We start from the raw sequence: 18,390 nt of genomic DNA, 5'->3' as shown, positions 1-18,390 counted from the left end.
TGAATGATTACGACGTTTTCTTCGTGTCATGGTTGACTCCAAAAACAAGCATTTCCCATGCTTATTGGGGAGTAGATTATCACTTATAGGCGTGGTCTAAAATCCTAGAACCACATCAATAGGCTTTGGTAGCAGGTATTTGGACCACAGGCTGAGCTCGAAGGCCCGATAGGACAGCAACAACATACAATCCACGTAAAAAATCACAAAATCTTCATCTTCGTTTTATTAAGATGAGTCTGGTCAACTTGATCTGACCCAGATACAGAGAGATAGCGTTAAATTTTATCGCTCAATTTTTATTTTAAAAATGAAAGTAAGCAGAGGTATGTGGTGCGTAAAGTAATTGAATATGCGGGAGCAGATCTGTCAAGGATCATTGAAATGGCCTGGGAAGATCGCACCCCATTTGAAGCCATCCAGCGTGAGTTTGGCTTAAATGAAACTGCAGTGATTCGCTTGATGCGGAAAAATATGAAAGCATCGAGTTTTAAAATGTGGCGTGAACGAGTCACCGGCCGAAAAACTAAACATCTGCAACTGCGTTCACCCGATGTGATACGGGCCTATTGTTCACGGCAATACAAGCGTTTCTAAGCGTTTGATTTTGACCGCCGTCTAGACTCACGTTTACATCGTTCAGAACAGTATCTGACTTCCTCCCAGCAGCGTTGCCATTTCTTGCGCCAAGTAAAAGGGCGCAAGCAGTGAATACAGGTTTTTTCAGGGAGATGCTGTTTTTTCATGGTTTATAACTCATCGATCTGGCTAAGAAGCTGTTGGGCATGGCTGATGATCTGCGGCCGATCTTGAAGTTTATCTAGCTGGCGATAGATCATGCCCATACGTGGATGATTACGGAATGTCGCTTCATACCGGATCATGAAATACCAGTACAGGCTATTGAATGGACAGCTGTCCGGCTCGGTGCGGGTTTTGACACTGTAGCTACAGTGCTTGCAGTAATCCGACATCTTATGGATGTAATTGCCCGAAGCGGCATAAGGCTTGCTAGCCATCAAGCCGCCATCGGCATGCATCACCATGCCCAACGTATTCGGCAATTCTACCCATGCATAGGCATCGGCATACACCGCCAAGTACCATTCACTGATCTGATGGGGATCAACACCGCTCAATAAGGCAAAATTGCCAGTCACCATCAGACGCTGGATATGATGTGCATAGGCATGCTGAAAGGTATTGCGGAAACACTGCGTCATACAGTTCATCCGTGTACGGCCGGTCCAGTAAAATTGCGGCAGCGGTGCTGAGTGCTGCAGCACGTTGCGGCTGGCGTATTCGGGCATGTTCAGCCAGTAAATCCCGCGGACATATTCGCGCCAGCCCAGAATCTGCCGAATAAACCCTTCCACGGCATTCAGTGGCGCATGACCAGCATGGTAAGCCGCTTCTGCGGCATCACAGACTTCTCGGGGCAGCAATAGGCCGCAGTTCAGATAAGGCGAGAGCAGGCTGTGAAACAGCGTGTCTGCACCCTGAACCATGGCATCCTGATAATCGCCAAAGTGCGGCAAACTGTGGTCAATAAAATGCTGCAGCGCGCGCAGCGCATCATTGCGCGTGGTGGCCCAGCGGAAACTTGCAAGGTTTCCGGGATGCCGGGAAAATTCACGTTTAACCAGTTGCAGTACATCCAGATCAATCTGATCGTGCTCAAAGCAGAGGGGTTCAGGCAAAGGGGGATTACCTGACCAGGCCTTACGGTTGGCACTGTCATAGTTCCATTGCTGTCCTACGGGCTGCTGTCCCTGCATCAAATAGCCGGTCTGCCTGCGCATTTCCCGGTAAAAATATTCCATGCGCAACGTCTGATAGCGGCTGGCCCAGTGCCGGAACTGCTCCGGGCTACAGAAAAAACGCTCGTCATCCAGACACTGGACTGGCACTTGCAGCTGCTGGCTCCAGTGCTGTTCAATCTGCTGCTGCAGGCGGTATTCCCCGCAGTGAGTCATCACCAGTTCTGTGACGGGGAACAGCTGTCGCTGTGCCTGTACGAAATCCAGCAGGCTGCGAATCGGACTGCCGGATTGAAAGGTGTGGTAACGTACACGCCAGCCCTGAGCTTTAAGCGCTTTGGCAAAATGCCGCATCGCGCTAAAAATCAGGGCAATTTTCTGCTGATGATAAGCGACATAAGTGGCTTCCTCAACAACTTCGGCCATCAGGATCACGTCCCGGGTACGGTCCAGCGATTTAAACGTAGCAAGCTGATGATGTAGCTGGTCACCCAGAATTAAACCGAAACGCATAGCCATTCCAGACCCGATGAAAGATAGCCTAGTGTAAAGCCAGCCAGTTCAATTTTTTGTGAAAATAAAGATCAGCCCGCATGTTCAGTCAATTCAGCTCGACCAGATGATCTGCTGACATTGCACAGAAATCATAATTGCTACAATAACAGACTGTTCATCTCTATAATGCTACAGCCAGTTGATGAAACTCGCTTCGCATTATTCCTGAAGGCATAATTAGTGTGAAAATTATGTGATTTTAATCAAAAAGATACAAATTATTATGGTTGTAATTCAGGCAGCGTGCGCCTAGTATGTTCCATGAAGTTACTCCATGTAAGCTTCCTTAGTTTTGTCCCATACACCCCTCTGTATGGGATTTTTTTTAATCCGGGGATTGTCATGAGCATGCATTCAAAAGCGTATATTTTTAGACAGCAGCAATTGCTGGTGGATGATCATTTCCAGTTGCCGCAGGTGGAAAGACTGCAGCACGACCTGAACCTGTCGGAAAATGGCCAGGTCATTGCACGCGATCTAAAAGAAGATGAAATAGTGCCCGAAGGTTATCAACTGGTCCCGATCCGGCAACTGGTACAGGTCTGGAGCAGGCCGCAGTTTGAACAGGCCAGCCGTGCGGTACAGTTACTGGAATGGCGCCGTAATCACCGCTTTTGCAGTAAATGCGGCCATGCTACCCAGCAGCACGCCAGCCAGTATGCCATGGTCTGTCCATCCTGTGGCTATAACCAGTATCCGCGGGTGAATCCTTGCGTGATTACCATCATCACCCGGGGTACAGATGAAATTCTGCTGGCGAAAAATGCCCGCAATAAAACCCAGATGTACAGCCTGATTGCTGGATTTGTTGAAGTCGGCGAAACCTTGGAGGAGGCAGTACGCCGTGAGACGCAGGAAGAAGTCGGGCTGCAGATCAAGAATATTCAATATCTGGCCAGCCAGCCGTGGCCGTTTCCCAGCAACCTGATGATGGCCTTCAGGGCAGAGTATCACTCGGGTGAGATTCAGATTCAGGAAGATGAACTGAGCGACGCGCAATTTTTCAAGTTTGATCAGTTACCTGAGATTCCCTTCAAGGGCAGTATCGCTTATGCCATGATTGAGCATGTGATGCATGGTACCCCTGTGGCAGATGACAGCAAAGAATGGCTTTAACCCGGAAAACAGCCTAGAGCTTTTTCGGCAGCAGGCCTGCTAAATCACATCATTTTGTCTTCACGCTTTGTTCACATCCACCTGGGTTATCTTAGTCCTGAAATCATTTAAGGCTTAAAAATGAATATTCTATTCAAGTCAGTTTTTGCGGTTACGGCACTGACCCTCATGAGCTTAAGCATGCTGACTCGAGCGGAAACAGTTGCGCCTCAGGCAGTCGATCAGGTGGATATCCAACAGTATGCAGGCAAGTGGTATGAAATTGCGCATTTACCGATGTATTTTCAGCGTAAATGTGTGTCGGATATTTCGGCACAATACACTGTCAAGGCCGATCGGACCATACGTGTCCTAAATAGCTGCCGGATTGAAAATGGTGAAATGATCAGCTCTGAAGGGGTCGCCTATCCGCAAAATCAGGGCAATAGCAAACTCAAGGTCAGCTTTTTGCCGCCAGGTTTAAGGTGGATCCCCTTCACCAAAGGTCATTACTGGATATTAAGAGTGGATCCGGAATATAAAGTCGCACTGGTCGGTGGACCGAGTAATAAATACCTGTGGATTTTATCGCGTGAACCGCAACTGGACGAAGCAACCTATCAGTCCTATCTGGAGACTGCGAAACACTATGGTTACGACATCACAAAGTTAATCAAATTTCCCCATTAATCTGCTACCCTTTTGCCGAACTGCCAAATCTCTCTACAGTTCGGCTTTTTTTTCACTTCACATAAAATTCATATCTGACTGATTACACTCATCAAATGAAATAAAGACAGTTGCTTGAAATAGGATGAGTCCATGTTGAAAAGTCTGATGCAATGGATAGATAGCTGGTCTATATCGACACCAACCGAAACACTGACTGCTGAAAATAGCAAGATTCGGTGGATCCGTATTTTGCCCTTTATTCTGCTGCATCTGGCCTGTTTCGCTGTGTTCTGGGTCGGGGTATCCTGGTTTGCGCTTGGTTTTATGCTCGCGTTCTACTTGATCCGCATGTTTTCCATCACGGCTTTTTTTCATCGCTATCTGTCGCATAAAACTTTTCAGACCTCCCGCCCGGTACAGTTCCTGTTTGTGCTGATTGGCACCATGAGTGCACAGCGTGGTCCGCTATGGTGGGCGGCGCATCACCGTTATCACCACCGCTATACCGATACCTTGCAAGATCCGCATTCCTCCACGCATGGTTTTTGGTACAGCCATGTTGGCTGGTTTCTGAATGAATATAATTTTGCTACGCGTAAAGAAGTGATCAAGGACTGGCTGAAATATCCGGAACTTATCTGGCTAGATCGTTTCAGTTTAATTGTGGTACTGCTGACCGCGGGTGGAATTTATGCACTCGGGTACTGGCTGGCCATCACCTGGCCGCAACTCGGTACGTCCGGCCTGCAATTGCTGGTCTGGGGCTTTGTCGTGTCTACCGTGTTACTGATCCATGCCACCTTGTGTATCAATTCACTGGCGCATCATTATGGCAGCCGGGATTTTGACACGGATGATCACAGCCGCAACAACTTATTCCTGTCCATCATTACTTTGGGCGAAGGCTGGCATAACAACCACCATTATTATGCTGGAAGTACCCGGCAGGGCTTTTACTGGTGGCAGATTGATGTGACTTATTACCTACTAAAACTCATGTCCTGATTCGGAATGGTCTGGGGAATCAAGCCCATTCCGGCACGGGTCTATGAAGTCAGTAAAATAGCTCAGGCTCGAAAACAGAAAAAAGCCGCTACGGCAGGCACTCAAAAAATTCAATCGAAGGAATCACCATGAAAATTGCAATTATTGGTTCAGGTATTTCCGGTCTGTATGCTGCCTGGAAACTCAGCAAAGTGCATGAAGTCACAGTCTTCGAAAAGAATAATTACTTCGGCGGTCATACCGATACCCATCAGCTGAATATAGACGGTGAACAGGTCGCGGTGGATAGCGGCTTTATTGTGTTCAATGAGCATAACTATCCGCTGTTCTGTGCAATGCTGAAAGAACTTGGGATTCAATCACAAAGCAGTGACATGGGCTTTTCGGTGAATAATCAGGTCAGCGGCTTGCAGTACAATCCGTCAAAAAAATTCTCGCTGTTGTTCCGACCGCAAAACTTTTTTAACGCAGATTTTCGCGCGATGTTGTCGGATCTTTTCCGTTTCTATGCGGCGAATAAAGATCTGGATGTGGAGCAGGTCGATGCACAGCTCAGTATTGATGAGTATTTAAATCAACATGGCTATTCCGAAGCTTTCCGCCAGGAACATCTCTATCCGATGTGTGGGGCGCTGTGGTCCTGTCCGGTGGAACAAGCCGGACAGATTCCCTATAAATTTGTGGTCAGCTTTTTCCAGCACCATCGCATGTTGCAACTGAAAGACCGGCCCTTATGGCTTACAGTCAAGGGTGGATCGGCTCGCTACGTTCGTGCGATTCAGTCCCAGGCCAATATTACTTTCCGCAAAACTGCTGTGCATCAGGTATCCCGTAGTGCCAATGATGTACTGGTTGAAACAGCACAGGGCAGTGAGCGTTTTGACTGGGTGATCTTTGCTAGTCATGCTGACGACAGCCTGAAATTACTTAAAGACCCGACAGTGCAGGAGCTGGACGTGCTGGGCAAGTTCCGCTATCAGGCTAACCGCATGGTGGTGCATTCTGATACCCGCCTCATGCCCAAATCCCGTCGTCAATGGGCCAGCTGGCATGTGCATGTCACCCCAAGTCAGGCAGCTGAACAGACGCCATTCCAGCACAGCGGTATGCACTATGGTTTCAGTTACTGGATGAACCAGTTGCAAAACCTGCAATGCAAGACTCAGGTTCTTGCCACCCTGAATCCTAACTTTGCCTTGGATCCTAAAAAGGTCTGGGTCGAACGGCATTACCGTCATCCGGTGTTTGATGCCTCCGCGATTGAAGCACAAGAACGCTGGGCCGAGATCAATAGCCAGAACCGCACCTCATACTGTGGCGCTTACTGGGGCTGGGGCTTTCATGAAGATGGTGCCCGTAGCGCTGCGTGGGTGGTCGATCAGCTCTTAAAACAGACCGAGCAGGCCGCCTAGGAGGATATGATGCAAATGTTTCCACTGGCGATTGCCTCTGCGGAAATCCGGCATCGCCGTTTCTTGCCTAAAGCGCATGCTTTTAAGACCCGGCTGACCTATCTATACTTTGATCCGGATCAGCTCTCAAGCTTTACCCAAAAATCCTGGCTCTGGTCTTGCAATCGCTGGAATTTCCTCACTCTGGACGAACGTGATTTTCTGACCATGGAATGTGGTTCGATTCGGCAGAAGGTCGCACGTCTGCTGATCAAGCGGGAAAACTACCTGTTAGCGCATGCCGCATCCATCCGGGTCTTGGCTCTGCCGCGTACACTCGGCTTTCGCTTTAATTCTGTGGTGTTTTATCTGGTCTTTGATGCCACCGACCAGCTGATCTTTGTCCTCAGTGAAATTACCAATACACCGTGGAATGAACGTCAGGTCTATATTCACGACTGTCGGCACAATGCAACTGAATATGCACCGTACCAGAGTCACCAGTTTGACTTCAAGAAGGCCTTTCATGTGTCGCCATTCATGCCGATGGCGCTGGATTACCGCTGGCGCTTCAGCTTTTCCGATCAAAACAATGTGATTCATATGCAGCTGTTTCAGCAAGGAATCTTGCAATTTGATGCCACCATGCAATTTTCGTTGCAAGCCATCACAGTTCCTTCACAACAGCATCGCTATGCTGTGCTGAAAGTTCTTGAGCCCTTCAGGATGGTCGGTGGAATTTATCTGCATGCCTTTCGCTTGTGGAAGAAGAAAATTCCATTTTACCGACATCCTAAAAAAGAAAAAGGAAACACATTGCGATGAAAACACTGTTTATGGGAGAAGAAAGCACAATGCCGGTGGTACTGCGCCATCTGCTGAAATTACGTCATGGTCAGCTGATTTTTAAAGGCGCCTGGAACGGGATTGTGGGAGAGAGCAGTGATTTGTATGCCGTGATTCAGGTGCATGATGCTAGGCTGATGGATCTGCTGTTCCGTAATGGCGTACTCGGTGCTGCTGAAGGTTTTATTCGCGACTACTGGAGCAGTGAAGATCTGGTCAATGTGATTCGCATTCTGGCGCGTAACCGTGATGTGCTGGACCGGATGAACCAGAATGCGCTGGCCAAGGCCAGTCAGTTCCTGTTAAAGACCTGGTACAAATCCCGCAAAAACTCAATTGATGGCAGCCGTAAAAATATTGCCGAGCATTATGACCTGAGCAATGACTTTTTCAAGCTGTTCCTAGATAGCAGCATGATGTATTCCAGTGCGGTATTTAAAGAACCGGGCATGAGTCTGGAACAGGCCTCCGATTATAAAAAAGAACTGATTTGCCAGAAACTGCAGCTGAAACCGATGGATCATTTAGTTGAGATTGGCAGCGGATGGGGTGGTTTTGCCATTTACGCAGCACTGCATTATGGCTGTAAGGTAACCACCATTACCATCTCCCAAGCACAATATGATGAAGCGGTCGCGCGAATAGAGGCAGCCGGACTATCCCATCGCGTGGATGTCCAGCTGAAAGACTACCGTCTGTTGGAAGGCAAATATGACAAGCTGGTGTCGATTGAAATGATCGAGGCTGTAGGTGAGCAGTATTTACCGATATATTTCAACAAATGCCGTGAATTGCTGAAATCGAATGGTCTGGCACTGATTCAGGCCATCACCATTGAAGATGCCCGCTATGCCAAAGCCCTGAATACCGTGGACTATATCAAGCGTTACATTTTCCCGGGCAGTTTTATTCCTTGCATCAGTGTCATGACCCAAGCAGCTTCCGAGCAAAAACTGCGTCTCAAGCATCTGGAAGATATCGGCCAGAGTTATGCCCAAACCTTGCACTGCTGGCGCCAACGTTTTCTGGAGCAACGTGATCAGGTAATGGGGCTTGGTTTTGATGAGTCCTTTATCCGTATGTGGGATTTTTATCTGTGCTATTGCGAAGGTGGTTTCCGCGAAGGCGTAATCAGTGATGTGCATCTGTTATTCGAAGCCAGTGCTTACTAAGCCAAGATAAAACAGGAGGGCTGTTATGCTGCTGAATTTACTGGTGCTGAATGTCTTTATCATGTTCTGTAGCTGGCTGCTAGTGACCTATAACCAGCGTGCCGGACTGGTGGATGTGGCCTGGAGTTTCTGTATTGCACTCAATGTCATCATCCCTGCTTGGGTCATGGAAACTGCACCGCTGCTGATCCGGGTATTTCTGGGCGTGTTCAGCGGAATCTGGTTCTTACGCCTGACCTGGCATCTGCTGCGCCGTTATGCCAGTGAAACTGCAGAAGATACCCGCTATGCCAATATGCGCAGGGCCATGGGAGATTATCAGCATCTCGGTTTTCTGGCCTTTTTTATGTTTCAGGCCGGGCTGGTGGCACTGTTTTCCTATCCGATGCTGGAGTTGCTTAATATTCCGGTCCAGCAGTGGAATGACTGGACCCCCTATACCGTACTGGTGGCAGGCATGATCATGCTGCTGGCGCTGATCGGGGAGAGTACTTCCGACCAGCAGCTCTACCGCTTCAAGCTGGATCCCCAGAATAAGGGCAAAACCCTGGATCGGGGCTTATGGAAATACTCACGTCATCCGAACTATTTTTTTGAATGGTTACACTGGTTTGCCTATCCGGTTCTCGGTCTAGCGGCAGGAGTCTATGAACTGTGGCTCTATCCGCTGCTGATGTGGTTGTTTCTGTACTACATTACCGGCATTCCGTTTAGTGAACAACAGGCACTGGCCCATCGCGGCGAAAATTACAAAGCTTATCAACGACGAACTTCAATGTTTATTCCGTGGCCACCCAAAGAGTAGGTAAATACATGGACTTTATGATTCAACAATCTTTAAAACTGGTTGAAAAGGGTAAATTGCCCGATGCCGTGATTCGCGCAGGCATTCGCACTTTAAGCAAAAAACGTCTGGCACAGGAAGGGCGCTTTGACCCGGCACTGGCGGCACAGCGTTATATGGATGTGCTGCATATGCTGAAAAACAGCGCAATTGCCATCGAGACCGACAAAGCCAATGAACAGCACTATGAACTGCCCACCGCATTTTTTCAGGCGGTGCTAGGCAAGCGGCTGAAATACAGCGCCAGCCTGTTTGAACATGACCATACCACACTGGATCAGGCGGAAGAAGCCGCACTGGCCAGCTATTGCCAGCGTGCGCAACTACAGGACGGGCAGGATATTCTGGAAATTGGCTGTGGCTGGGGCTCACTCAGTCTGTATATGGCCGAGCATTATCCTAACGCCCGGATTACCGTAGTGTCGAACTCCTCAACCCAGCGCCAGTATATTCAGGAACAGGCCCGTCTAAAAAAACTGCAGAACCTGACAGTGGTCACCTGTGATGTCAATGTACTGCAACTGGAACCGGCTGCTTTTGACCGTGTGGTTTCGGTGGAAATGTTTGAGCATGTGCGCAACTACCAGAAACTGTTTGAAAATATCAGCAGCTGGCTGAAAGACGATGGCTTGCTCTGGTGCCATATTTTCTGTCACCGTTTCCTGCATTATCCATTTGAAGTTAAAAATGAATTTGACTGGATGTCGAAATATTTCTTTAGTGGCGGTCTGATGCCGGCAGCTTCAACTTTCCTGCATTTCCAGCAGCATTTGCAGCTGGAACAGCACTGGCAATGGGCCGGCACCCAATATGAACGCACCGCAAATGCCTGGCTGGAGAATATGGACCAAAAGCAGGCCGAGCTGCAGCCCCTGTTTGAACAGACCTATGGCGCAGATGCTACCATCTGGTGGCAACGTTGGCGGATTTTCTTTATGGCCTGTGCCGAATTATTCGGTTATGACCATGGACACGAGTGGGTGATCGGCCACTTTCTGTTTAAAAAGAAAGCCGTATAATTAAACGCTGAATCGGATGCGCCAACGGGGAATTGATCAATGTTAAAGCTGTTTAGGGACAAACGCGATCATCCTCTGGGTGAGGTGTTTAACCGCTACTACTGGCTGCAAATCGGATTCATTGCCTTGTCGGTGGTGATTGGCATTGCCTGTAGTGCCTGGGTGATTAAAGGCTTTTTGCTGCGCACCGCCTTGGAACAGGAAATGTCACACTACTGGCAGCGGCTGGAACGCAATCCGGCCGCCGAACTTCCTGACACCAAAAACCTGTATGGTTATCGCTGGTATGATACCCCTCCTGTGCAGTTTCAGCACATGCAGTTCGAGCAGGGCGTCAATCGGCATTTTGTCGATGGTAAAGAGCGCATGACCGTCTACGGTGAAAAAAATCGGCAGCATGTGCTGCTGGTCTTTGGCGAAAGTAACGTCAACAAACTGGTCTGGCTGTTTGGTCTGGCACCACTGATGGTCAGTTTGTTCGTGCTGTACAGCGTATTGTGGTGGTGGAACCGTCGCGCCAGACGTTATTTTTCTCCGATTACCCGGTTGGCCAATGCGCTGGAACATATCGACTGGGAACATCAGAAAAATCAGGCTTCACCTTTTCAGGACATTCGCACTGATTCCAATCTGGAAGCTGAATACCTGAAGCAGGCATTAGAAAAATACCATCAGGTCTTGAGTGCATTTATTCAGCGTGAACGTGAGTTTACCGGTGATGTCAGTCATGAACTGCGCACCCCATTGACGATTTTAAAAGGCAATGTGCAACTGTGTCAGGCACGCTATGGTAACAACAAATCCTTTACCCGCCTTCACAACACTATTGAAGACATGCAGCTGCTGGTCGATACCTTACTGGCCATCGCCCGAAATACCACCAACACCCTGATAGCCGAGCCCACTATGCTGTCAGAATGTCTGGAGAATCTGGTACAGGATCTGGACAGTGTCAGCCACAACAAAGGCATGCAGATCGACCTACAAAAAGACCTGGATGAACAGCCGCGTAAAATGTACCCATCAATGACCAAAATGGTGTTTGGCAATATCCTGCGCAATGCACTGAATTATTCGCAAGGCACGGAAATTGATGTCATTCTGCAAAAAAATAAAGTGCTGATTGCTGACAATGGAGTGGGTATTCCCTTACCGAATAACTCCAAAGTTCAGGAACTGTCCGACCAGCAACTACAACTAGAAATCAAAGGGCACGGCATTGGTCTGCAACTGGTACAGAAACTGTGCAAGCAGCTGGGCTGGCGGGTGGAACTGTTTGACCGGCAATATTATCTTAGCACCCATCAGGATGTTGATCTGACAATGACCACCGGACTGATTGTAGTGGTGTATTTAAACGAGGTTTTCGCCTGAAAAGCTTAGGCTTCTAAAGCAATCTTTAAACCGACACCGGAGATGGTATGAATCAGTTTCTGCTCAAAAGGCTTGTCAACCATTTTACGCAGATTATAGATATGACTGCGCAGGGCATCGCTTTCCGGTTCTGCATCTCCCCAAAGCTCCATCATGATTTCCTGTTTGGTTAGGACCTTAGGTGAATGACGCATTAACAATTTCAGGAGTTTGAACTGGATAGGGGGTAATTCAATGGTCTGGCCGGCTCGCGTCAGTTGCTGTCTGGCCGGGTCCAAAATCAGATCATGAATCTGTAGCCGGCCACTGGATACCTCACCTAAAGAACGTTTAATCAGAGCTTTGACCCGAACCACCAGCTCGTTAAAATCAAAGGGCTTAACCAGATAATCATCCGTGCCGGAATTAAAACCTTTGAGTTTGTCATCCAGCGTATCGCGCGCCGTCAACATCAGTACGGGTAAATCCAACCCTTCCTCATGACGCAGCCATTCACACAGTTCATAACCTGAACCATCAGGTAAATTAATGTCTAGAAGCAAAATATGATAGCGCTGCTGTTTCAGTAGCTGGCGTGCAGCGTTCAGATTGCGGGCATGATCCACTACAAAATCATGTTCTTCCAGAAACTCGCATAAGGTACAGGCCAGTTCATAATGGTCTTCGACCATCAGGATAAAATGTTTCGACATAGCGGCAGAGACTAATTCAATAATTGCTGTTTTAATTTAGCACTAAATGGCTGCGAACCCAGCCAGATATTAAAATATTGTTGTGCTAGAGGATGCTGAAGATTGCCTAGTACCTGCTGATTCAGCATCAAGGTCAGGGTGTGTGTCTCGGCTTGATAGCTTAAGCGATAGAGATCACCCGGTTTTACCGGCTTATAAAGCTGAGTAATTCTATCTAATACTATTAAGTGTTTAGACTCTCGCTCATTACGCTTCAGAAAATGGGTCGCTGCACGCTTGAAAGCCCATTCCGGAATATTCTGTGTATAGGAAAAATCAATCTGCATATTCTGGCCTTGCCAGGGTTTTGTACAGTTCTGAGCATAATAACGGGCGACGCCAACCTGTTTCTGAGCCACCAAAAGTGGACCACGACCACACTGATTCATATTCTGGGCATGTGACCATGAACTGAAACTGCAGAGCATCAGTAGTCCCGTACTTAATACTACTTTTTGAATGGCAGTACCCATGAATAGGCTCCTCCAACATAAGGTAAAGAACGATACAGGCCATTGGCCGGATCCCAGAAATCCTGCTGGAAAATAATCTTATTGTCTCTGTTGACTTTGATTTCACTGATCCCAAAAGAATCCATAGTTCGAGTCGTGCCAAACATTTTAAAGTCATAGGTCATATGCCAGTGCACGTAGGCAGAGTCTTGGTAATAGGAGGTATTTAATAGTTTGACATTCACGTTACTGACACGCTTGTTCATCCCTTGAAAATGTTGGAGTAGATTTTGACGTGATGAAAATTGGGATAAGGTATCGTTAATAAATAACTGATCGGCATAGAGTGATCCGGCTCGTTCAATAAATGCAGGTGTACCCAAAGTATTAAATGCTGAGGTAAAGCGTATGCCGATGTCTTGGGCTTTAGCCTGATCCAGCGCAGTTCCCTGAATTTGGTTTCTGGATTTTGCATAATCACTTGAATAGCTAGGAATACTTTTACATCCAGCTAAAACTAGTAGCGGTAAGGACAAGGTAGCTAGCAGTATTTTTTTGACATGTTTCATATTGGCTATCCGTATTAGGTCTATGCTGATACTTTAGGCCGAAAGTCGTGAACAGAATGTGAAGAGGATGAAAGGCTGTTAAATGAGCAGTAAACAGAAGCTCTTTAATGATGGAGTAACGTGTATATCCTCAGTCCTGTCTAAGCCTTTTTTGACATTCCCCAACTTTTCGCAGAAAGCAGAAATTCATAATTTAAAGCCACGAGAATGCTTTGCATATTGAAGCTATTCCGGTCTTCGGGTAACTGTAATAGAAGTGGTAAACGTGTCACCCCATTTTCACCATTGGCAAAAGCATAATGGCGCACTTTAGCGTCAATCACCGGAATTAAATTCTTGGCTTCCAGATACACACTTTCCTGAGTGGCCTGCTTTTGCATGGCAATCATTCTGAGATAGCAATGATCGCGAACCTCAGTCAGATTCTTTTTGAGTTCATTGATCTTTAATTCATGATTTTCAGGTTTTTTAAACAGCCGTTTAAGAAAACCGCGATTTTCGGTATTTTGTATTTCACGTTCTAACTGGCGTATTTGCTGCTGGATCTGGCGAGTTTGTTCAAGCGTGTCATTCAGAAGCTCTCTAATTTCCTGGGTAGGTGCTGAAACGGCCAGCACCTGTTGCTGATAGTGAAACTCATCATGAAAAATCACAAAGATTTGGGTGCGACGTTGTTCCAGTAATTTTAAATAGGCAATTAAGCGATATTTGAACAGACGCGCATGCGGATTAAACTGCAGCATCGGTTGCTGCGATAAAATTTCCAGCTGATGCAGAAACTCATTGATTAATCTTAAAATATTTAAATAGCAATATTCTAGTTCATCAGTATGCTGCACGCTGTTTTTCAAGCCTTTGAGAAAAGGTTCGAGAATATTTAAGGATAAATCTTTCTCCAAAATTTCCAGATGTTCTTTCACCAGATGATCGATGGCAAAACTTTGGATATTTAAAATTTCTTTTAAACTTGGGATGAGATTCTGCTGATTATATTGATGCAGCGATTCAACCAGTTCCACAATATGTGGATTCATTTTACGTTGAATACCAATAATTCGTGTCATCAGCTGTTTAAAATTTTCAACATAATCTGCTTGATCCAATTGTTCCGGGTCAAGCACCAAACCACTGATATAGAACCGATCTTCTTTACCAAAGCTTTCTTCAGTTAAAAAGCGACGAATGGAATAGGCAGATACTAAACTGTTATAAGAACTGTTCAGGACAAAGTAATATTGAAAGGTTTCAATAATTTCAAAGTCACGAACCTGTTGCTGCGGAATAAAATAATCCTGAAAAATCGCCAGTTCCTGTTCGGCATATTCACTCGGCAAAATATGGGCAAACCAGCTGCCCAGAATTTCACTTTTCATGAAAACTTCAAAGATAAACGTTCGGACTTGTTCAAGATCCAAATGCCGCTGATTGGCAGAAATAGAAAAATCTAATTCTCGAATGATCAATGCAGCATCGTAGAGAAAAGCTTTTTTGATCAGTTGTTGTGCCTGAATATCGGCGGGATTGTCAAGATCGATTTGATTAATTTCACGGACAATGCTTTCCAGGTAGTCTGCAACCTGAAAGTCACTTTGATAGCCTTGCAGAAAGCTGAAAGTGCTATTGATGCGCTGTACAAGTTGTACGAGTTCAGGATTTTGCGTATTGAGCTGCAGATCTTTCAGGCGGGTATGGCCGGTAAACTCAAAGGCTTTGGTCAGGTAGTTCCACGAGATATTCTTGGGTTTTAGGTACTGATCTTCTATTTTTTGATGTAGCGCTTGCGGTGTTGCAGAGAGGATCGACAGTAGTTGTTGTTGCCAATGCTTATCAAGAATAGGGTCAATTTGTTTTAATTGTACCCGCAGCTGATAAGGAATGTATGTTTGCATGGGAATCCAAATCCATTTGTAGTGAATTCAATGTTTTAAGGAAGTAAAATAATGTGACTTATATCACAAAAACAAAGATTTTCTAGCTTTTCTCCATGAAAAAATGATAGCAGGGTATTTTTTATTCGATAAAAGATCATCAGGCATCTTTAGCAGTCCAATTGACATACTCCCACCACTTTCGTTTTACCTCAAGTGAGGGATTCTAAAAGCAAAAGCTCTTAGGTGACTTCCTCACGGATTTCACTTGCTTTCTGCTTCACAGGGCGACCTTTACCGCATCGGCCCTCCACAGACAAAACGGCATATCCTGCCGCTAAAATGTTGCGAGAAGCGTTAATATCCGCATTCTCGCTAAAGGCACATTCAACACACTCAAATTTAGATTGAGTTTGTCTATTCTCTTTCGCTACATGACCGCATGAGCTACAAGTTTGACTTGTATATCTAGGGTCAACTTTAACGAGTAAACCACCTCGCCAGAGCCTGTAAATAATTTTGTGTAATTGCTTTTCATAAATTTAAAGGTGATTGTTTAAGCGGTCACCGAATTCAATAATAAAGCGGCTCATGGCTAAACGCCAAGAGCCGCACTGCTGCGCAAGATAGGCATATTCTACTTTTTATAGTCAAACTACTTTATTATTCATACAGGATTCGAAAAAAACTCGAAATAACTCATCGACTGAGTCGATCAACCATTCTTTACGTTTAACCCATGCCCACATCTGTTCTATAGGATTTAAATCAGGGCTGTATGCAGGAAGCCAAAGAATTTTATGCCCTTGTTGTTCCAATAACTCCTGAATATCTGCTCTTTTATGAAATGCTGCATTATCCATAACCACTACACTATTTTCAGGTAATGCTGGTATGAGGAATTGCTCAATCCAAAAATGAAAAACATCTGAATTGATTTTACAGTCAAATAAACCGACTGAAAATAAATACCCTTTATGGATTGCTCCAATGGCATTGGTCTGATTCTTTAATTGCCAATTATATTGCCCTAAACAGGGTACTCCTTTTCGTGAGTAGCCATGAGCTCTGTAATCATGTGACTTAAAACTACTTTCATCCAGATAAATAATCGGGTGGTTTTTTTCTAGTTCATTCACTTGCTGAATAAATTTATCCCTAAGAGCCTATCCAGTATTAATTTCATTCTTTTTTCGCAATTGAAAAAATAATTTGTTAAATTTCCCCCATGAGAAAACCATATCCCAGCGACATTAGTCGAGAAGCCTTTAAAGAAATTGAACCGTTACTATTGAGCGGAAGAAAACAAACACGTCCAAGAGTCGTTGATGTCTATGAGGTGTTTTGCGCCTTGCTCTATATTCTAAAAAGTGGATGCCAATGGAGTATGCTTCCTCGAGACTTTCCACCTAAAAGCACTGTGCATTATTACTTCTCGATTTGGAATAAAAAACCATCAGAAACTGAACCTAGCATACTTGAGCAAGCTTTAAAAAAATGTGGTTGGCGAGGCCCGTATCAACAATGGACGGAAAGAACAAACGAGCTTTATCATCATTGATTCACAAAGTGTAAAAAACACAGATACTGCACGTGATAAAGGCTATGACGCTGGTAAAAAAGTTTCAGGGATTAAAAGACATATTATTGTTGATACTCAAGGTCTCCCGCATGGAATATTGGTTACGACAGCAGATAAAATGGATCGTCAAGGTGCATTAGCTGCCATAACTTTACATAGAGCCACCTTACAAAATGTAGAGGTTGTGCTTGTTGATGGTGGTTATACAGGCGAACCCTTTTCTTTAGCTGTTAAGAATTTAATTGAAGCTCAAGTTGAAGTTGCTAAACGAAGTGAATTACATAAATTTGCAGTCATTCCACAACGCTGGGTTGTGGAAAGATCATTTGCTTGGTTAGAAAAATGTAGAAGGCTCTGGAAAAACTGTGAAAAGCACCTAAATACGAGCCTTCAGTTCATTAATTTAGCCTTTTTAAGGCTACTTTTGCATAGAAAATATTCTGGATAGGTTCTAAGCTTTGTATCTGCTTTAGGATGGCTTAACGTCTTTTTTTAACTGTAATATTTAAGCGCTTTAATGCAGTACCAATAGATGAAACACCACAATTAAAACGTGCAGCACGTTCATATTGATAAGCATCAGGATACTTTTCAACATCTTCACGTAAAGCATCATCATTAATTTTAGAAGGTTTACGTACACGATTTTTTTTTAATCTCTATACGTTTCTTCCATTCAACAATGGTATTTTTATTAATTTCAAATTGTGCAGCTACCGCTCGAATAGAATAACCTTCCTCAAGCTTAGCTAAAATTTTACGTCTAAAATGTTCTGAATAACTCATTGCACCATTGTATTGGTTTTATAATGATTTGACTATACCTTGAAGTTCTTGTGTCTATCTATTGTTATTCTTACCTGAAATTGATGTGAGCTTATAGAGACAAGGTAAATTTGCAAAAGTGCCGGCTATTCAGTGTTCATTGAATGTTTAATTTAATTTATTAAGCTTGACCTTGGAGTGGCTCTAAGCCTTATACTTGGTACAAATTTTTCGATTGTTATGATGATGCGTTCTACTACATGGATTACAGTCTTGGTTGGATTGTTCATGTTCCAAAGCTTTTGGAATGTGGCGGCGGCCTTTTGTGTCCATGAACAACAGCCTCAATCACAGCAGAGTTATCATTTTGGTCATCACCAAAATACCTTGTGTGCCAGCGATAGTCGTCAACACGATCATAATGGACAGTCAGAAAACATAAAAACATTCAGTAGCGATTTAGAAATCGGTGAAGATCATCAAGATCATCTACCATCGATGACGCATTTGATTGTACAAAATGAAAAAGTAGATGTGTTTCATCCAAGCTCTGAAGTTAAAGTGAATCCACAATTTCATTGGAAAAACAGCTATCAGGCTCCTGACCTGTTTCAACAAAGCCCACCTCCCGAATTTTCCCCGCTCATGGTGGGGTAGCCTAAAACATTCCCACCACTTTTATTATTTAAA

General features: G+C 45.2%; 18 protein-coding genes and 3 pseudogenes. 12 read left to right on the top strand and 9 right to left on the bottom strand.

Features of this window, described 5'->3' with window-relative positions:
• Positions 1-345: 345 nt before the first annotated feature.
• Positions 346-597 (top strand): TIGR03643 family protein, encoded by a 252-nt coding sequence (locus NI470_RS14215; protein ID WP_373683236.1) that lies wholly within the window; start codon positions 346-348, stop codon positions 595-597.
• Here the strand turns inward: NI470_RS14215 and NI470_RS14210 are convergent.
• Both NI470_RS14210 and NI470_RS14205 read right to left on the bottom strand, forming a co-directional pair.
• On the bottom strand, positions 594-746 hold the full coding sequence (locus tag NI470_RS14210) for a DUF2256 domain-containing protein (protein WP_180038950.1): 153 nt from the start codon (positions 744-746) through the stop codon (positions 594-596). The genes NI470_RS14215 and NI470_RS14210 overlap by 4 nt on opposite strands.
• 3 nt (positions 747-749) lie before the next feature.
• Positions 750-2,273 carry a cryptochrome/photolyase family protein gene (locus NI470_RS14205; RefSeq protein ID WP_213687770.1) on the bottom strand — a complete coding sequence of 508 codons (1,524 nt, stop codon included), beginning with the start codon at positions 2,271-2,273 and terminating at the stop codon, positions 750-752.
• A 384-nt stretch (positions 2,274-2,657) separates the two neighbouring features.
• Here NI470_RS14205 and nudC point away from each other — a divergent pair, with 384 nt between their 5' ends.
• The 9 genes and pseudogenes from nudC to NI470_RS14160 all read left to right on the top strand — a co-directional run bounded on the left by nudC (position 2,658) and on the right by NI470_RS14160 (position 11,733).
• A complete protein-coding gene (gene nudC / locus NI470_RS14200; RefSeq protein WP_253148739.1) occupies positions 2,658-3,431 on the top strand; it encodes an NAD(+) diphosphatase in 774 nt (257 codons plus the stop codon).
• A 120-nt stretch (positions 3,432-3,551) separates the two neighbouring features.
• Positions 3,552-4,100, top strand: coding sequence for a lipocalin family protein (locus NI470_RS14195; RefSeq protein ID WP_253148741.1), 549 nt, complete (start codon positions 3,552-3,554; stop codon positions 4,098-4,100).
• A 132-nt stretch (positions 4,101-4,232) separates the two neighbouring features.
• Positions 4,233-5,219: pseudogene (locus NI470_RS14190) on the top strand (acyl-CoA desaturase).
• Positions 5,216-6,499 carry an NAD(P)/FAD-dependent oxidoreductase gene (locus NI470_RS14185; RefSeq protein WP_253148743.1) on the top strand — a complete coding sequence of 428 codons (1,284 nt, stop codon included), beginning with the start codon at positions 5,216-5,218 and terminating at the stop codon, positions 6,497-6,499. The pseudogene NI470_RS14190 and the gene NI470_RS14185 overlap by 4 nt, the downstream one beginning before the upstream one ends.
• Before the next feature lie 9 nt (positions 6,500-6,508).
• Positions 6,509-7,303, top strand: coding sequence for a DUF1365 domain-containing protein (locus tag NI470_RS14180; RefSeq protein ID WP_180038956.1), 795 nt, complete (start codon positions 6,509-6,511; stop codon positions 7,301-7,303).
• Positions 7,300-8,496 (top strand): SAM-dependent methyltransferase, encoded by a 1,197-nt coding sequence (locus NI470_RS14175; protein ID WP_253148745.1) that lies wholly within the window; start codon positions 7,300-7,302, stop codon positions 8,494-8,496. Before NI470_RS14180 ends, NI470_RS14175 begins: the two co-directional genes overlap by 4 nt.
• A 25-nt stretch (positions 8,497-8,521) precedes the next feature.
• Positions 8,522-9,301 (top strand): DUF1295 domain-containing protein, encoded by a 780-nt coding sequence (locus tag NI470_RS14170; protein ID WP_180038958.1) that lies wholly within the window; start codon positions 8,522-8,524, stop codon positions 9,299-9,301.
• Positions 9,302-9,309: 8 nt separating this feature from the next.
• Positions 9,310-10,359, top strand: a complete 1,050-nt coding sequence (locus tag NI470_RS14165) for an SAM-dependent methyltransferase (RefSeq protein ID WP_180038959.1) — start codon at positions 9,310-9,312, stop codon at positions 10,357-10,359.
• Between the two features lie 39 nt (positions 10,360-10,398).
• Positions 10,399-11,733: a sensor histidine kinase gene (locus tag NI470_RS14160; protein ID WP_253148746.1), complete on the top strand. Its 1,335-nt coding sequence runs from the start codon at positions 10,399-10,401 to the stop codon at positions 11,731-11,733.
• 5 nt (positions 11,734-11,738) lie between these two features.
• Here the strand turns inward: NI470_RS14160 and NI470_RS14155 are convergent, their stop codons facing one another.
• The 6 genes and pseudogenes from NI470_RS14155 to NI470_RS14130 all read right to left on the bottom strand — a co-directional run bounded on the left by NI470_RS14155 (position 11,739) and on the right by NI470_RS14130 (position 16,492).
• Positions 11,739-12,425: a response regulator transcription factor gene (locus NI470_RS14155; RefSeq protein WP_253148748.1), complete on the bottom strand. Its 687-nt coding sequence runs from the start codon at positions 12,423-12,425 to the stop codon at positions 11,739-11,741.
• 11 nt (positions 12,426-12,436) lie between these two features.
• Positions 12,437-12,937, bottom strand: coding sequence for a chalcone isomerase family protein (locus NI470_RS14150; RefSeq protein WP_253148750.1), 501 nt, complete (start codon positions 12,935-12,937; stop codon positions 12,437-12,439).
• Positions 12,913-13,485, bottom strand: a complete 573-nt coding sequence (locus tag NI470_RS14145) for a nuclear transport factor 2-like protein (protein ID WP_180038963.1) — start codon at positions 13,483-13,485, stop codon at positions 12,913-12,915. Before NI470_RS14145 ends, NI470_RS14150 begins: the two co-directional genes overlap by 25 nt.
• 140 nt (positions 13,486-13,625) lie before the next feature.
• Positions 13,626-15,374 (bottom strand): hypothetical protein, encoded by a 1,749-nt coding sequence (locus NI470_RS14140; RefSeq protein ID WP_253148753.1) that lies wholly within the window; start codon positions 15,372-15,374, stop codon positions 13,626-13,628.
• Between the two features lie 221 nt (positions 15,375-15,595).
• A pseudogene (locus NI470_RS14135) lies at positions 15,596-15,856 on the bottom strand (zinc ribbon domain-containing protein); the annotation flags it as partial.
• 147 nt (positions 15,857-16,003) lie between these two features.
• The gene (locus tag NI470_RS14130) at positions 16,004-16,492 is read right to left on the bottom strand and encodes an IS630 family transposase (RefSeq protein ID WP_253148755.1); all 489 of its coding nucleotides are present in this window, start codon (positions 16,490-16,492) and stop codon (positions 16,004-16,006) included.
• 89 nt (positions 16,493-16,581) lie between these two features.
• On the opposite strand from NI470_RS14130, the gene NI470_RS14125 reads away from it, so the two are divergent.
• Positions 16,582-17,383 (top strand): IS5 family transposase gene (locus NI470_RS14125; protein ID WP_253148757.1). Its coding sequence is split into 2 segments (ribosomal slippage): positions 16,582-16,845 and positions 16,847-17,383, totalling 801 coding nucleotides; the frame shifts between segments, so codons are not numbered across the junction.
• Positions 17,384-17,414: 31 nt separating this feature from the next.
• On the opposite strand, the pseudogene NI470_RS14120 reads toward NI470_RS14125, so the two are convergent.
• Positions 17,415-17,721 (bottom strand): annotated as a pseudogene (locus tag NI470_RS14120) (IS630 transposase-related protein).
• A 219-nt stretch (positions 17,722-17,940) separates the two neighbouring features.
• Between NI470_RS14120 and NI470_RS14115 the strand changes: the two are divergent.
• Entirely contained in the window at positions 17,941-18,357 is a 417-nt protein-coding gene (locus NI470_RS14115) for a cation efflux protein, CzcI-like (protein WP_227591103.1), read from the top strand.
• The last annotated feature ends 33 nt before the right edge of the window (positions 18,358-18,390 follow it).

The sequence above is a fragment of the Acinetobacter lwoffii genome (genome assembly GCF_024129115.1).
Lineage (GTDB): Bacteria > Pseudomonadota > Gammaproteobacteria > Pseudomonadales > Moraxellaceae > Acinetobacter > Acinetobacter lwoffii_T.
The sequence above is the reverse complement of the archived record's forward strand: the minus strand, read 5'-3'. Positions and strand labels throughout refer to the sequence as shown.

Coding starts and splice junctions, on each gene's coding strand:
- NI470_RS14210 (WP_180038950.1), bottom strand. CDS start 746: ATGAAAAAACAGCATCTCCCTGAAAAAACCTGTATTCACTGCTTGCGC.
- NI470_RS14205 (WP_213687770.1), bottom strand. CDS start 2,273: ATGCGTTTCGGTTTAATTCTGGGTGACCAGCTACATCATCAGCTTGCT.
- nudC (WP_253148739.1), top strand. CDS start 2,658: ATGAGCATGCATTCAAAAGCGTATATTTTTAGACAGCAGCAATTGCTG.
- NI470_RS14195 (WP_253148741.1), top strand. CDS start 3,552: ATGAATATTCTATTCAAGTCAGTTTTTGCGGTTACGGCACTGACCCTC.
- NI470_RS14185 (WP_253148743.1), top strand. CDS start 5,216: ATGAAAATTGCAATTATTGGTTCAGGTATTTCCGGTCTGTATGCTGCC.
- NI470_RS14180 (WP_180038956.1), top strand. CDS start 6,509: ATGCAAATGTTTCCACTGGCGATTGCCTCTGCGGAAATCCGGCATCGC.
- NI470_RS14175 (WP_253148745.1), top strand. CDS start 7,300: ATGAAAACACTGTTTATGGGAGAAGAAAGCACAATGCCGGTGGTACTG.
- NI470_RS14170 (WP_180038958.1), top strand. CDS start 8,522: ATGCTGCTGAATTTACTGGTGCTGAATGTCTTTATCATGTTCTGTAGC.
- NI470_RS14165 (WP_180038959.1), top strand. CDS start 9,310: ATGGACTTTATGATTCAACAATCTTTAAAACTGGTTGAAAAGGGTAAA.
- NI470_RS14160 (WP_253148746.1), top strand. CDS start 10,399: ATGTTAAAGCTGTTTAGGGACAAACGCGATCATCCTCTGGGTGAGGTG.
- NI470_RS14155 (WP_253148748.1), bottom strand. CDS start 12,425: ATGTCGAAACATTTTATCCTGATGGTCGAAGACCATTATGAACTGGCC.
- NI470_RS14150 (WP_253148750.1), bottom strand. CDS start 12,937: ATGGGTACTGCCATTCAAAAAGTAGTATTAAGTACGGGACTACTGATG.
- NI470_RS14145 (WP_180038963.1), bottom strand. CDS start 13,485: ATGAAACATGTCAAAAAAATACTGCTAGCTACCTTGTCCTTACCGCTA.
- NI470_RS14140 (WP_253148753.1), bottom strand. CDS start 15,374: ATGCAAACATACATTCCTTATCAGCTGCGGGTACAATTAAAACAAATT.
- NI470_RS14115 (WP_227591103.1), top strand. CDS start 17,941: ATGATGATGCGTTCTACTACATGGATTACAGTCTTGGTTGGATTGTTC.